Here is a 14316-nt window from a genome sequence, read left to right as displayed (position 1 = left end):
GGGGTCGCCTTTTCTTTGCCTACTTTCTTTTGGCGAAGCAAAAGAAAGTAGGTCGGCCGCCGGGCCGAGACCCGGCCCCGGAAAGCAAACACCCAAAGAGCCTCAACCACGCCCCAACAAAGCCGACACAGCAGAAGCCAACAACACCACCCCGGAAACAGTCAACAACCCCAAAACAATCTTCCGAAACGCGACCTCACTGATCCCGATATAAAGCCGAGCCCCCAACAACACGGGCACAGCCACAGCCACCGCCACCACCCCCAGCAAAGGCAAGAGAGAACGTCCGATATTCCCGCTGAAAAGGTGGATGCCAAACGCCACCAGCAGCATCGAGAGATTGAAGTTCTGGATCACGGCCCGCTGCGTATCCCGCTGAAATCCGCGTAGCGTGCACCAGAGCGTAGGAATGGTCCCCGAGAACCCGCCGATGCCGGCCATCGCACCGCCGATGGCCCCCGCCACCCCATCGGCGACGCGCCCGCCGAACGAAAGCTTCGGCAGGTGCTGCGACATCAGCATCGCCGGGCACCACAGCACCAGCAATAGCCCGAGGCACAGCTTGAAGACGACGAGATCCAGATGCGGCAGCAGCCAGACGCCGAAGGGCACGCCCATCAGTCCGCCAAGCAGGAAGGGCCAGAGAACGCTCCTGTCGAAGGAGCGCCGCACGGTGACCGCGGCGATCACCTGCCCCGTCATCGCGCCGAAGAGTGCAAGCACGGCGGCCAGTTGAGGCTCCAGGGTCCATGCCCACACGGACATCGCCACCATGCCGAACGCAAAGCCGGAGAGGCCCTGCACGAAACCCGCCAGCACGGCGCCGACGATCACATAGACATACAAGGCTTGCATGCGGCCGATGATATCGGCCGGGGTTCTCCGCTCGCCGGCCGGAGCCCTCAGGCCGGGACGAGCGCTGTGCGTCGAACCCGGCGCACGTTGAATGCGCTGGCGATGAGCACGCCCTGCACCAGCGCCAGGCCCACGATGACGCTGGTGTACTGGCCGTGGTCCATGAGCCGGCCGAAGACCAGCGGTGCCACGGCCTGTCCGATGTCGAGGCCGGCGTAGACCACGCCGTAGACGCGGCCGGTGGCGTTGGGCGGCGTCGACTTCTTCACCAGCAGGTCACGCGACGGCCCGGCGACGCCGGAGACAAATCCCATCGCGCCGAAGAGCGCCGGCACGATGATCGGCGGGAAGTCGGCAAAGGCCAGCATCAGCGCCAGCGCGGCGGCCAGACCGAAGCCCACGCCCACGATGCGCTCGCAGCGCGACGGGTCGGAAGCGAGGAAACCGCCCACCACCATGCCCGCGGCGCTCGCCACCATGTAGACCGTGAGGCACACGGCCACCAGCGCCACCGGCACCGCATGCAGGTGCCCCGCGGCCACGGGCGCGAAGGTCTGCACCACGCTGATCACCACGGCATAGAAGAAGAAGAAACCGAAGCACATCCACACGGCCGGGATGCGCAGGAAGTCGAATTCGCCACCGCCGGCGGGCACGGATTCGCCCTGCCCCGTGGCCTTGTGCACGGCCGCGGCGTCGAGCGAGAGCACGCTGCGGTACACCCACAGCACCAGCAGCACCACCAGGGCCACCACACCCGCCGAGGCCAGCGCCACGCGCCACGAGAAGGCGATGGCGATCGGCACCACGAAGGCCGGTGCCAGCGCCCAGCCCAGGCTGCCGGTGATGCCGTGCACGCTGTAGGCATGGCCAAGGCGCGTGGGCGCGACCTTGCGGTTGAACAGCGTGTAGTCCACCGGATGGAACACGCCGTTGCCGATGCCCCCGAGCACCGCGAAGACCAGCAGCATCCAGTAGCTCTGCGCCACCGCGTAGCCGAAGGCCGCCAGCCCCAGCGCGCCGAGCCCCACGAAGAGCACCGGCCGCGGCCCCAGCTTGTCGACGATGAAGCCCGAGGCCGCCTGCACGATGCACGAGACCACGAAGAACACCGTGAGCACCGCACCCAGCTCGACATAGCTCACGTTGAACGCATCCTTGAGCCACGGGAACAGCGGCGCCAGGATCAGCTGGCTGAAGTGGCTGACCGCGTGGGCCAGGCCGACGAGGCCGATCAGCTTGGCATCGCTGCCCAGGGTGTTGGAGGAAGGCGAAGCGGCCGAAGCGGCGCTCGTGGGCGAGTTGGAAGACATGGATTGCTACAAAAAAATCGGGGCAGGCGCCGATGCTATGCGTCGAGGAAGCGGCAGAATGGCGATACAGCGACAACATTTGTCGAAACCATGCCAAGCGCCGCCTCACCCACCTCCAGGAGCGCCGCGTCCGCCGCCAGGCTGCGCGGGCCCACCCCCGTCAACAGCGTCGCCTCCCTCACGCCGCACCTGTATGCGCCCGACGCGGTGCGGCCGCTGCGCGCCAAGGAGCACTTCCTGAGCGCCGACACGCTGGTCGAGCTGCACGAGCATCCGTGGCCCCAGCTCACCTTCTCCACGCGCGGCGTGATCCGCCTGAGCACGCAGGACGGCAGCTACATCGTGCCGCCCTCGCGCGCGCTCTGGGTGCCGGCCAACATGCCTCACAGCATCACGCTGATCGAAGATGCCGAGCTGCGCACCATCTACCTGCACGCCTGGATCGCGCCCTCCTGGGAGAAATGCGAGGTGCTCGAGATCAGCCCCCTGCTGCGCGCCCTGATGCTGGCGCTGGACACCACGCCCGACGGCCTGCCGCCGGCCGATGCGCATGCGCCGCAGCGCGAGCGGATGATCGCGCCGCTGCTGGTCGACGAACTGGAGCGCGCCACGCAGATCCGCATCGACGTGCCGCTGCCCACCGACAAGCGCCTGCGCCAGCTCTGCGAGACGCTGCTGCGCAACCCGGCCGACCGCGCCACGCTGGCCGAGCGCGCGGCCGCCATCGGCGCGAGCGAGCGCACGGTGGCGCGGCTGTTCCGCGACCAGCTCGGCATGAGCTGGCAGCAGTGGCGACAGCAGGCCGTGATGGCGCATGCACTGCCGCTGCTGGCGCGCGGCATGGCGGTGAGCCAGGTCGCGGCCGCCAGCGGCTACGCCACCGACAGCGCCTTCTGCGCGATGTTCAAGGCCGCCACCGGCCGCTCGCCCACCTCGTTCCAGCACCGCAAGCGGCCCGCGCCCGCCTGATCCGCGTACCAGGGCCGACGGGGCGCCGGGGGATGGATGCTTCACGCCGCTCTGGCAAGATCGGCGCCCGACAAGCAACACCATGCATTCACCGATCCCCCTGCATCTGGCGCACGACGCCCAGCGCCCCACCTGGAGCGCCGACATCTGGCTGCGCGTGCGCCGGCATTTCCTGCTGAAGGCCGTCGGCACCACGGTCTTCACCTGGCTCTTCTTCATCGGCTACTTCCACCTGCTGCGCAACCCCTCCTTTCCGGTCGAGGTGATGCCGCTGACGCCACTGGACCACCTGCTGCCATTCCAGCCCTACCTGCTGGGTCCGTACCTCTCGCTGTGGGTGTACGTGGGGATCGCGCCCGGGCTGCAGCTGACCTTCCGCGAACTGGTGGTCTACGGGCTGTGGATCGGCGGGCTGTGCATCACCGGCCTGGGCATCTTCTACTTCTGGCCGACCCAGATACCTCCTTTGGCCATCGATGCGTCCGGCTACCCCGGCTTCACGATGCTGCAGGGTGTGGACGCGGCGGGCAACGCCTGCCCCTCGATGCACGTGGCGGTGGCCATCTTCACGGCCATCCGCATCGAGGACGTACTGCGCGAAACGCGCACGCCCACCGGGTGGCGGGTGCTGAACTGGGCATGGTTCGCCGCCATCGCCTATTCGACGCTGGCGGTCAAGCAGCACGTGGCGCTGGACGTGGCCGCCGGTGCGCTGCTGGGTATGGCTTTCGCCCTGCCCTCGATGCGCTGGCGTCCCGGCGCCCGCCAGCGAGAGGATGCCCCTCACGTGGGAGCGGATATCATCCGTAAACATTGACCACACTCACCACTGGCCGACGAGGAAGGGATCGATTGATTCAAAGGACCGCAACGGGCGGCGATCGATCGGCGGCACACGAGACGACGACAGGCATTGCACGATGAGTTCGCTGAAGGAATTGCAGGACCTGATCCAGGAGAAGTACGGCATCGAACCCTCGAAGCTCGACCCGCACGCCTCCATGCGTGAGACCGGCGGACTCGATTCGCTGGCGCTGGCCGAATTCCTGTTCGCCATCGAGGACCACTTCGGCATCGTCATGCCCGACGAGGACGCGAACATCGACACCCTGGCCGAACTGGCCGTGCTGGTCGACAAGGTCAGGGCCGAGAAGGCCGCATCCGCCTCGTGAACCACGAAGTCGCCGTCACCGGGCTGGGCGTCGTGGCGCCGCACGGCGACGAACCCGGCACCCTCTTCCAGGCCCTGCTGCAGGGCCGCTCGGCCATACAGCCCGTCTTTCCCGAACTGCCCAAGCCGGCAGCGGCTGCCACCGCGGCCTTCGACGAAACCCGCTGGTTCACCAAGCTGCAGCTCGCCGGCGTCGACCGCGTGAGCCAGCTGGCCGTGGCGGCCGCCGACATGGCGATGCGCGACGCCGGCCTTTCCGTGGCCGACGCAGACCCCGAGCGCGTGGGCGTCTTCTCCGGCTGCGGCATGGGCGGCGCCGCCGCGCTCGAGGCGGCCTATCGCGGCAACGGCCGCGTCTCGCCCCTCACCATTCCCGCCTTCATGCCCAACGCGCCGGCCGCCCACGTGGCGATGCGCCAGGGCGTGAAGGGCCCGGTTCTCACCTACTCGGTCGCCTGTGCTTCCTCTTCGGCCGCGATCGCCGAGGCCGCGAAGGCCGTGCAGCGCGGCGAGGTCGATATCGCCATCGCCGGCGGCAGCGAAGCGCTGATCGTGCCGGGCGTGGTGGTGGCATGGCAGGCGATGCAGACGCTGGCCGGCTTCCAGCCCGGCGAAGCGGCCGGCGCGGTGAAGCCCTTCGCCACCGACCGCAGCGGCTTCGCACTGGGCGAAGGCGCGGCCTTCCTGGTCCTCGAATCCGCCGAGCGCGCCCGCGCCCGCGGCGCCCGCAGCCACGCCACGCTGGCCGGTTGGGGCCTGAGCAGCGACGCGACCCATCTCACCAAGCCCGACGCGCCCGGCCAGGCCCGCGCGCTGCGCGCCGCCCTGCGCCAGGCCGGCCTGCAGCCGCGCGACGTGGGCTACTGCAACGCGCACGGCACGGCCACGCGCATCGGCGACGTGGTGGAGCGCAATGCACTGGCCGAGGTCTGGGGCGACGACCTCGACATGCTGCGCGTGAGCTCGACCAAGGCGCTGCACGGCCACATGCTGGGCGCAGCGGGCGCCATCGAGGCGCTCATCACCGTGATGGCGCTGCAGCAGCGGCAGCTGCCGCCCAACGCCAACTGCCGCGAGGTCGATCCGGAATGCCGGCTGAACCTCGTCGCGCAGGAAGACACCGCGGCGCCAGCGCTGGAAGCCGCCATCAGCAATTCCTTCGCCTTCGGCGGCACGAACTCCGTGCTGCTCTTCCGGCGGGCCTAGGCAGCCTTCAACTTGCGCGGCGCGGCCTGCACGGTCGACGCCTGCGCCGCCGACTCCCGCAGCCACGCCACGAAAGCGCCGACCAGCGCGTCGCCGGTGCGGCTTGGCGCAACGAACACGCTGTAGCTCCGGCTCGACGGCGCCCGGTGCGGGCAGGCCAGCACCAGCTCGCCCGACCGCAGCTCGCGCTCTACGAAGTAGTCGGGCACCAGCCCCACGCCAAGATCGGCACGCACTGCCGCTATCAGCGAGGAGAACAGGTCGAAGCGGTGCCCCGCGACAAGGCTCTCCGGCGCGCGAAGGTGGGCAGCCTGTCCGAACCATTCCTCCCACGCTCCCATGCGGGTTCGCAGCTGCAGCAGCTGCGCCTGGCGGAAGTCGCCGCGCGACATGGCCGAGCGCCCCTTCGCAGCAGGCGCGCACACGGCGACGCAGGCTTCGCCCATCAGCGGCAGCGCATTCGCTCCCGGCCACACCGCGTCGTCGTACTGCACGCCCACGTCGAAGGGCAGGTCTTCCATGTAGAGATGCGTGGGAAAAACCTGCAGATGCAGGCTGCAGCCGGGGTTGCGGCCGATGAATTCCGGCAGGCGCGGCATGAGCCAGCCGTCGGCCAGCACGGGCACCGCGCCCACCAGCAGGCGCAGGCCGTCGGTGCGCTGCGCCATCGCTTCGAGCGTGTGGTTCTGCAGCCGCAGCAGGTCGCCGGAGATCTGCCCGTGGTAGCGCTGGCCGGCTTCGGTGAGCTCGGTGCCGCGCGCGGTGCGCTGCACCAGCCGCACGCCGATCTGCGCTTCGAGCTGGCGCAACTGCTGGCTCACTGCGCTGTGCGTGAGGCACAGCTCCTCGGCGGCCTTGCCGACGCCGTGGTGGCGGGCCACCGCGTCGAAGATCAGCAGCGCGCGGGTGCTCGGAATGTGGCGGCGCATGAGGGCTTCGTTAGAAAAACTGACAACGCGGAAGATTAAACCAGAGCGCACGCCTAACACAGCCATAAGAATCGCTGACGACGGCGTTGCACCGGCGGCGCCGATCTCGACCTGGCCCGCTCCAACAACAAGGACACCTCCGCACCATGCCCCGCACCGCGTCACCTCGTTCCGTTTCGCTTCGCCTCGCCCCACTCGTCCTCGCCCTGGCCTCGGCCGCCGCCGGCTTCGCTCACGCCCAGGGCGGCAGCGTCGCGGCCCCGCCCGCGCAGGTGCGGCCGGAAGTGGACAAGGCCTACACCCAGCTGATGGCCGCGCCCGCCATCCAGAAACTGCTGGACGCGGTCAGGGCCGACCACGACCGCTCGGTCGAAGACCTGAAGATGCTCACCGAGATCGAAGCCCCGCCGTTCAAGGAGCAGAAGCGCGCCGAAGCCTTCCTCGCGCGCATGAAGGCGCTGGGCCTCTCCGACGCGAAGATCGACGCCGAAGGCAACGTGGTCGGTTTGCGCAAGGGCACGGGCAACGGACCCAAGCTGCTGATCTCGGCCCACCTCGACACCGTGTTCCCCGCCGGCACCGACGTGAAGGTCAAGGAGCGCGACGGCAAGCTCTACGCGCCCGGCATCTCCGACGACACGCGCGGCCTCGCGGTGCTGCTGTCGTGGCTCAAGGTGCTCAACGACAACAAGATCCAGACGGTGGGCGACCTGCTCTTCGTGGGCAACGTGGGCGAGGAAGAGCTCGGCAACCTGCGCGGCATCAAGGCGATCTTCCGCGACCACCTCGACATCGACGGCATGGTCGGCCTGGAGCCCGCACCCGACGGCACGGTGCTGATGCTGGGCACCGGCAGCCATCGCTACGAGGTGAGCTTCAAGGGCCCGGGCGGCCACAGCTACGGCGCCTTCGGCCAGGTGCCCAGCGCGATCCACGGCATGGGCCGCGCCATCGCGAAGATCGCCGACATCCGCACGCCGAGCTTTCCGAAGACGACTTTCACGGTGGGCACAGTCGGCGGCGGCACCTCGGTGAACACCATCGCGCCGGATGCGCGCATGGCGGTCGACATCCGCTCGGACGACATGGCGCCGCTGCTCGAGACCGAGAAGAAGATCCTCGCGGCCATCGACGAAGCCGTGACCGAGGAGAACAAGCGCTGGAACGTCAACACGCTGAGCGTGAGCACCAAGCTCATCGGCGACCGTCCGGGCGGCCGCACGCAGTCGGACACGGTGATCGTCGAGGCCGCCACGCGCTCGAACGCCGCCTTCGGCCACAAGACGCTGCTGACCGGCGCAAGCACCGACGCCAACGTGCCGATGTCGCTGGGCATCCCGGCCATCATCATCGGCGGCGGCGGCAAGACCGGCGGCTTCCACGCGCTGTCGGAGTGGATCGACGTGACCGACGGCTGGAAGGGCGCGCAGAACTCGCTGGTGACGGTGCTCGGTCTGGTCGGCGTACAGGGCACCAGCGCGCCGCTGCTCGAAAAGCGCCCGCCCCGCAAGAACTAGGCTCGCCCCCAGGCTTCGGCACTCCCTGTCGCTGCGCCACCCCCTGCCCGGGGGCAACACCTGCAGCCGGGCAAAGCCGGTTCTGCGGTGTTTCACGAAGGGGACAGGTGCGAGCGCCTCCAGGGCTGCCCCCATGGACTCTCCGTTATGCTGGTGCCCGCTTTCCACCACGCGTACCGACAGGAGGACGACATGCATGCCCGTTCAACCCTCATCGCCCTGGCGCTGCTCGCCGCAGGCGCCTCGGCGCAGGCCAACAACCTGCTCGACCAATTGAAGGAAAAGGCCGGCGAAGCCGCCAGCGCCAACGCGCAGGGCGGCACCGGCAGCGCGGGTGGATCTGCGCTCGGCAACCTGGGCAGCAGCCTCGGCTTCAAGATGCCCGCCGTCGGCTCCAGCACCATCGGCAACGCGGCCGGCGTGCTGCAGTACTGCGTGAAGAACAACTACCTGGGCGGCGACGCGGCCTCGGTGAAGGACAAGCTGCTCGCCAAGATCACCGGCCAGAAGAAGCAGGAGACCGGCTTCGCCAGCGGCGCCAAGGGCCTGCTGCAGGGCGGCGACGGCAAGTCGCTGAACCTCAAGGGCCTGTCGTCGAAGGTCAAGGAAAAGGCCTGCGACTACGTGCTCAAGAACGCGACATCGTTGATCTAGGCTCTTCTTCCCCCATGCTTCGCGCACTGCGTGTCGCTTCGCACGCCCCTTCGCCGGCGGCAATGCCGGCGGCCCGGCGAGGCCGGTTCCACGGCCCTGCCCGAGCGGCGGCGTAAGCTCTCTGCGCCCGCGGAAAATTCCAGCGTCGTTGCGGGCGCCATCCGTCATCCATGAATCCGGCTACCACCTCTACTTCCTTGCGCCAGCGCCTGTCCCGCTGGGTTCCGTGCCTCGCCTGGCCCCGCCCTTCCGCCGCGCTGCTGCGCAACGAGGCGATGGCCGGCATCACCGTGGCGCTGATGGTGATTCCGCAGGGCGTGGCCTATGCGGCGCTGGCGGGCATGCCGCTGGTCACCGGCGTGTATGCGGCGCTGTTCCCGGCGCTGATCGCGGTGATGTTCAGTTCCTCGCAGCGGCTGTCGGTGGGGCCGACGGCACTCACCAGCCTGCTGGTCGGCGCATCGCTCGCGCCGCTGGCGGTGGCGGGCAGTGCAGAGTGGGTGGCGATGGCGGTGTGGCTCACGCTGATGTCGGGCACGATCCAGATCGTGCTGGGCGCGGGGCGCTTCGGCTGGCTGCTGCGGCTGGTGAACTCGCCGGTGCTCATCGGCTTCACGCAGGGCGCGGCGGTGCTGATCGCCATCTCGCAGCTGCCGGCGCTGCTGGGCTTCACCGGGCGAACGATTCCGCAGGTGCTCCAGGGCGGGCCGCTGCCCGACCTCGTGGCCATCGCTTTCGGGCTGGGCAGCATCGCGGTGCTGTGGCTGGGCAAGCGGCTACTGCCGCGTTTTCCGACCACGATGGCACTGGTGGCCGGCGCGGCCGCCATCAGCTGGCTGGCCGACTACGCGCTGCGCGGCGGCGCGGTGGTGGGCACGCTGCCCTCGGGCCTGCCTTCGTTCTACTGGCCGGGGCTGCTGCCGCTGAGCACCTTCAGCGCACTGGTGCTGCCGGCGCTGATGATCACGCTGGTGAGCTTTCTCGAAACAGCTTCGAGTGCCAAGGTCGACAACGCACGCGCCGGCACGCTCTGGAACGAAAACCAGGACCTGATCGGCCAGGGACTGGCCAAGCTGGCTTCGGGCTTCACGGGCGCGTTCCCTACCAGCTCGTCGTTCTCGCGCTCGGCCATCACGCTGTATGCAGGCGCGCAGACCGGCTGGGCGACGCTCTTCAGCGTGGTCGTGGTGGCCGGCGCGCTGCTGTGGCTGATGCCGCTGCTCTATCACGTGCCGCAGGCGGTGCTGGCGGCGGTGGTTGTCACGGCCATCCTCGGGCTTGTGAAGCCGGCGAGCTTCACCGCGCTGTGGCGCATCTCGCGCATCGAGGCGGGCATCGCCTTCGGTACCTTCGTGCTGACTATCGCGACCGCGCCGAGCATCTACTGGGGCGTGCTCGGCGGCCTGCTGGCCGCGCTGGCGCACTACATGTACCGGCACCTGCATCCGCGCATCATCGAGGTGGGCCTGCATCCCGACGGCAGCCTGCGCGACCGCAACCTCTGGAAGCTGCCGCCGCTGGCGCCGAACCTCTACGCGCTGCGCATGGACGCCGAGCTCGACTTCGCATCCGCCTCCACGCTCGAACGTGCGCTCACAGTGGCACTGGCCGAGCGCCCCCACCTCACCGACGTGTGCCTGTTCGCGCAGCCGATCAACCGCATCGACATCACCGGCGCCGAGGTGTTCGGCTCGATCCGCCGGATGATGGAATCGAAGGGCATCCGCCTGCATCTGAGCGGCATGAAGCTGCCCGCGATGCAGGTGCTCGAAAGCGCCGGCCTGCTGGCACCGGGGCCGATGCTCTTCAGCTACCGCACCGACGGTGAGGCGCTGGCGGCACTGATGCCGCGCGTCGAAGTGCCTGCGCAGCAGGAAGCCACCGCCTGAGGAGGCGCCAGCGCCCATGAAGACCACCATCGAAGAACTCGTCGCGTTCCGCACGGTGGTGGACACGGGCTCGATCACCGCAGCGTCTGAACAGCTCTCCCAGACCGTCTCGGGCATCAGCCGCGCGCTGAGCCGGCTCGAGCAGAAGCTCGACACCACGCTGCTTCGCCGCACCACGCGCAGACTCGAACTCACGGAGGAAGGCGCTGCCTTCCTGCAGCGCACGCGCGCGATCCTCGATGCCATCGACGACGCCGAGGAACACATGGCCGCGCGCCGCGAGCAGCCCGCCGGCCGCCTGCGCGTGAATGCGGCCTCGCCGTTCATGCTGCACGCCATCGTGCCGCTGGTACCGGAGTTCCGCCGGCTCTATCCGCAGATCAGCCTGGAGCTCGACACCGACGACCTGCCCATCGACCTGCTGGAGCGCCGCACCGACGTGGCGATCCGCATCGGCCCGCTGCGCGACTCCACCCTGCATGCGCGACCGCTCGGCACGCACCGGCTGCGCGTGCTCGCGAGCCCCGCGTACCTCGAGGCGCACGGCAAGCCGCGCAAGGTCGCCGACCTGGCCGATCACACGCTGCTGGGCTTCACCCAGCCAGAGTCGCTGAACCGCTGGCCGCTGCGCGGCGTGCACGGCGACGAATGGAACATCGCGCCCTCGCTGGTGGCGTCCAGCGGCGAAACGCTGCGCCAGCTCGCGCTGGCGGGCGTGGGCATCGTCTGCCTGTCGGACTTCATGACGGGCACCGACCGCGCCAATGGCGCGCTGGTGCAGGTGCTGACGAAGGAGACGGCCGACGTGCGCCAGCCGGTGAACGCCGTGTACTACCGCAACACGCAGCTTTCGGCGCGCATCACCTCGTTCCTGGATTTCCTGTCGCAGCGAATGGGCAGCTGAGCGTGGCCGCTCATCGCGGCTGCTTCGGCACGAAGCGCTCGACCGCGGCCGACTTGATCTCGTAGCCGCTCACGCCCATGTCCGCCGACGAATAGCGCGCGGCCTTCACCGTGCCGCTGACGTACACGGTGTCCATCGCATGCAGCCCCTTCACGACCGAGGCCGCGACCACGTGCACGATCTGGTTGGCCGGCGGCGGCGGCGTGTGGATGCAGGCGCCGAAGTACGGCACCAGCAGGAACTCGCGGATGCCCTCCTGTGTGTTGTCCAGCGGCACGACGAAGCCGGCGAGCTTGCCCGGCTTGCCGTCGAGGTCCACGTTGACGGGCGCGTTGTCCCAGACGGCGCGCATCTCGTCGAGCATCTGGATGGCGCGGGGATCGTTGTCGCGCAGGGCTTCGAGGCTGATGTTGCGGTAGCGCTTGGTCGGGTCCCAGCTCTTGGGGATCAGTTCTTCCCACTTGAGTTCGGGGGCTGCGGCGGTGCCGGCGTCCGGTTGCGCTGCCGCTCCCGGGCCGCATCCGCCCAGCAGCGCCGCGGCCGGAGCCAGCAGGAACGCGGCCAGCACGGCGCGCGATAAGGGCCTTCTCATGAGTGCGATTGTGATCGGCATGCGTTTCAAGCCGTAGAGCAGGGCCTTTGCACTCGATTCGTCCCAGATTGCACAAATTTGTTGCAAAGCGCCAGAATGCCGCACCACGACACGAGGAGGTCCGCATGGCACCGACAGGATGGCTGGGACTGACGTCCCTGGGCACCGTTCACACCGCGATCAGCCTGATCGCCGTCGTCGCAGGGCTGCTGGCCCTGTTCCGCTACAAGGAGATCACCATGCGCGCCGGCCTCGGCCGGCTCTTCGTGTGGACCACTGTGCTGACCTGCCTCACGGGCTTCGGCATCTTCCAGCACGGCGGCTTCGGCAAGCCGCATGCGCTGGGCATCATCACGCTCGCCGCCCTGGCGGTGGGGGCGCTCGCGGGCCGGGGTGTGCTGTTCGGCAAATGGGCACGCTACGTCGAGGCGATCGCCTTCTCGGCGAGCTTCCTGTTCCACTGGATCCCAGCCTTCACCGAAACGCTCACGCGCCTGCCGCTGGGCGCACCGCTGCTGCCGAATGCCGATGCGCCGCAACTCAAGGCGATCACCGGCGTGCTGCTCCTGCTGTACCTGGTCGGCGTCGGCCTGCAGATCCGCCGGCTGCGCGGCAGCGGGGGAACGCTCAGTCCCGAACCGGCCCGCGCAGGCTCTTGATCTGCGAGCGCTGGCTCTTGCCTTCGAGCCGGCGCTGCTTCGAACCGTAGGTGGGCTTGGTCGCCCGCCGCACGCGCGGCGCGACGGCCACGCCGTCGACCACCGCCTGCAGCCGCGCGAGCGCGTCGGCACGGTTCATCTCCTGCGTACGGTGCTGCTGCGCCTTGAGCACGAAAACGCCCTCCTGCGTGATGCGGCTGTCGCGCAGCGCGAGCAGCCGCTCCTTCACGTCGGCGGGCAGCGAGCTCGCATGGATGTCGTAGCGCAGGTGCACCGCGCTCGACACCTTGTTGACGTTCTGCCCGCCCGCGCCCTGCGCCCTGATGGCGCTGAAGTCGACCTCGTCGGGGTCGATCAGGACGGCCGGGCGCAGCATTCCGCTCAGACCCGCTCGAAGACGGCCGCGATGCCCTGCCCGCCGCCGATGCACATCGTGACCAGCGCATAGCGCCCCTGCACGCGCTGCAGCTCGGCGATCGCCTTCGTCGTGATGATCGCGCCCGTCGCGCCCACCGGGTGGCCCAGCGAGATGCCCGAACCGTTCGGATTCACCTTGGCCGGGTCGAAGCCCAGCTCCTTGATGACCGCGCAGGCCTGCGCCGCGAAGGCTTCGTTCGACTCGATCACATCGAGGTCGCCCACCTTCAGGCCGGTGCGCTCCAGCACCTTGCGCGTGGCAGGCACCGGGCCGATGCCCATGTACGCGGGCTCGACGCCGGCGTGCGCATAGCCCACGAGGCGCGCCAGCGGCTTCAGGCCCAGCGCCTTCACGCGGCCGCCCTCGGCCAGCACCACGGCAGCCGCGCCGTCGTTGATGCCCGAGGCATTGCCGGCGGTGACGAGACCGTCCTTCTTGAACGCAGGCTTCATCTTGGAAAGCGTCTCGCCCGTGGTGTCGGCGCGCACATGCTCGTCGGTGTCGAACAGCACCACGCCCTTGCGCGTCTTCACCTCGACAGGAACGATCTGCTCCTTGAAGCGGCCCGCCGCGATGGCGGCCGCCGCGCGCTGCTGGCTGCTCACCGCCAGCTCGTCCATCTGATCGCGCGAGATACCGTAGCGCGCGGCCACGTTCTCCGCGGTGATGCCCATGTGGATCTTCTCCCACGGGTCGTGGAGGATGCCGAGCATGTAGTCGACCAGCACCGCATCGCCCATGCGCGCGCCGTAGCGTGCCGAGGTGTCGAAATACGGGCCGCGGCTCATCGACTCCGAGCCGCCGCCGATGGCGATGTCGCAGTCGCCCAGCGCGATGGCCTGCGCGGCCGACACGATGGCCTGCAGGCCCGAGCCGCAGAGGCGGTTGACGTTGAAGGCCGGCGTCTCGATGGGACAGCCCGCGTCGATGGCCGCCACGCGGCTCAGGTAGGCGTCCTTGACGTCGGTGGGGATCACGTTGCCCATGACCACGTGGCCGATCGCATCGGCCGCGACGCCGCTGCGCTCGATGGCGGCCTTGACGGCGGTGGTGGCAAGCTGGGTGTTGGGCACGTCCTTCAGCGAGCCGCCGAAGGTGCCGATGGCGGTGCGGGCGGTGCCGACCACGAAGATGTCGCGCGAAGTCATGGAATGTCTCTCCTGGATGAAAGCAGAAAGCCGCGGCTGGCGAGCCGCGGCTCCAGGAGGACGATTCTGACGGCGAACGGCGCGGGAGGCTG

The 14316-nt window shown here is 69.0% G+C and carries 15 protein-coding genes; 9 read left to right on the top strand and 6 right to left on the bottom strand.

The features are described 5' to 3' along the window. Positions 1-102: 102 nt before the first annotated feature. Both ACTJLF_RS19220 and ACTJLF_RS19215 read right to left on the bottom strand, forming a co-directional pair. Positions 103-855, bottom strand: a complete 753-nt coding sequence (locus tag ACTJLF_RS19220; RefSeq protein ID WP_132800602.1) for a sulfite exporter TauE/SafE family protein — start codon at positions 853-855, stop codon at positions 103-105. 47 nt (positions 856-902) lie between these two features. Continuing rightward, positions 903-2168, bottom strand: coding sequence for an MFS transporter (locus ACTJLF_RS19215; protein ID WP_132800600.1), 1266 nt, complete (start codon positions 2166-2168; stop codon positions 903-905). A 90-nt stretch (positions 2169-2258) separates the two neighbouring features. On the opposite strand from ACTJLF_RS19215, the gene ACTJLF_RS19210 reads away from it, so the two are divergent. The 4 genes from ACTJLF_RS19210 to ACTJLF_RS19195 all read left to right on the top strand — a co-directional run bounded on the left by ACTJLF_RS19210 (position 2259) and on the right by ACTJLF_RS19195 (position 5514). Beyond that, positions 2259-3137: an AraC family transcriptional regulator gene (locus ACTJLF_RS19210; protein WP_019655954.1), complete on the top strand. Its 879-nt coding sequence runs from the start codon at positions 2259-2261 to the stop codon at positions 3135-3137. Between the two features lie 82 nt (positions 3138-3219). Then, positions 3220-3954 carry a phosphatase PAP2 family protein gene (locus ACTJLF_RS19205; protein WP_132800597.1) on the top strand — a complete coding sequence of 245 codons (735 nt, stop codon included), beginning with the start codon at positions 3220-3222 and terminating at the stop codon, positions 3952-3954. Positions 3955-4057: 103 nt separating this feature from the next. Further along, entirely contained in the window at positions 4058-4309 is a 252-nt protein-coding gene (locus tag ACTJLF_RS19200) for an acyl carrier protein (protein WP_126184936.1), read from the top strand. Beyond that, positions 4306-5514 (top strand): beta-ketoacyl-[acyl-carrier-protein] synthase family protein, encoded by a 1209-nt coding sequence (locus tag ACTJLF_RS19195; protein ID WP_132800594.1) that lies wholly within the window; start codon positions 4306-4308, stop codon positions 5512-5514. Before ACTJLF_RS19200 ends, ACTJLF_RS19195 begins: the two co-directional genes overlap by 4 nt. Here the strand turns inward: ACTJLF_RS19195 and ACTJLF_RS19190 are convergent. Continuing rightward, positions 5511-6443 carry a LysR substrate-binding domain-containing protein gene (locus tag ACTJLF_RS19190; protein WP_132800591.1) on the bottom strand — a complete coding sequence of 311 codons (933 nt, stop codon included), beginning with the start codon at positions 6441-6443 and terminating at the stop codon, positions 5511-5513. The two genes, ACTJLF_RS19195 and ACTJLF_RS19190, sit on opposite strands and share 4 nt — an antisense overlap. Positions 6444-6589: 146 nt before the next feature. Here ACTJLF_RS19190 and ACTJLF_RS19185 point away from each other — a divergent pair, with 146 nt between their 5' ends. From ACTJLF_RS19185 to ACTJLF_RS19170, 4 genes are all read left to right on the top strand, one after another. Further along, positions 6590-7960: a M20/M25/M40 family metallo-hydrolase gene (locus ACTJLF_RS19185; protein ID WP_440883701.1), complete on the top strand. Its 1371-nt coding sequence runs from the start codon at positions 6590-6592 to the stop codon at positions 7958-7960. A 192-nt stretch (positions 7961-8152) separates the two neighbouring features. Next, on the top strand, positions 8153-8614 hold the full coding sequence (locus ACTJLF_RS19180; RefSeq protein ID WP_184607244.1) for a DUF2501 domain-containing protein: 462 nt from the start codon (positions 8153-8155) through the stop codon (positions 8612-8614). 170 nt (positions 8615-8784) lie between these two features. Continuing rightward, positions 8785-10503, top strand: coding sequence for a SulP family inorganic anion transporter (locus ACTJLF_RS19175; protein WP_440883700.1), 1719 nt, complete (start codon positions 8785-8787; stop codon positions 10501-10503). Positions 10504-10519: 16 nt separating this feature from the next. Then, the gene (locus tag ACTJLF_RS19170; protein WP_132751579.1) at positions 10520-11407 is read left to right on the top strand and encodes a LysR substrate-binding domain-containing protein; all 888 of its coding nucleotides are present in this window, start codon (positions 10520-10522) and stop codon (positions 11405-11407) included. Between the two features lie 10 nt (positions 11408-11417). Here ACTJLF_RS19170 and ACTJLF_RS19165 read toward each other — a convergent pair whose 3' ends face one another. Beyond that, positions 11418-11999 (bottom strand): DUF3299 domain-containing protein, encoded by a 582-nt coding sequence (locus ACTJLF_RS19165; RefSeq protein ID WP_440883699.1) that lies wholly within the window; start codon positions 11997-11999, stop codon positions 11418-11420. A 125-nt stretch (positions 12000-12124) separates the two neighbouring features. On the opposite strand from ACTJLF_RS19165, the gene ACTJLF_RS19160 reads away from it, so the two are divergent. Continuing rightward, positions 12125-12658: a hypothetical protein gene (locus tag ACTJLF_RS19160; RefSeq protein WP_440883698.1), complete on the top strand. Its 534-nt coding sequence runs from the start codon at positions 12125-12127 to the stop codon at positions 12656-12658. On the opposite strand, the gene arfB is transcribed toward ACTJLF_RS19160, so the two are convergent. Both arfB and ACTJLF_RS19150 read right to left on the bottom strand, forming a co-directional pair. Continuing rightward, a complete protein-coding gene (arfB, locus tag ACTJLF_RS19155) occupies positions 12627-13034 on the bottom strand; it encodes an alternative ribosome rescue aminoacyl-tRNA hydrolase ArfB (RefSeq protein WP_019655943.1) in 408 nt (135 codons plus the stop codon). The two genes, ACTJLF_RS19160 and arfB, sit on opposite strands and share 32 nt — an antisense overlap. 5 nt (positions 13035-13039) lie before the next feature. Beyond that, complete coding sequence (locus ACTJLF_RS19150; protein WP_440883697.1) at positions 13040-14224, bottom strand: acetyl-CoA C-acyltransferase family protein; 1185 nt, start codon at positions 14222-14224, stop codon at positions 13040-13042. Positions 14225-14316: the final 92 nt, after the last annotated feature.

It is taken from the genome of Variovorax sp. 22077, assembly GCF_052044195.1.
GTDB classification, from domain to species: domain Bacteria; phylum Pseudomonadota; class Gammaproteobacteria; order Burkholderiales; family Burkholderiaceae_C; genus Variovorax; species Variovorax atrisoli.
The sequence above is the reverse complement of the archived record's forward strand: the minus strand, read 5'-3'. Positions and strand labels throughout refer to the sequence as shown.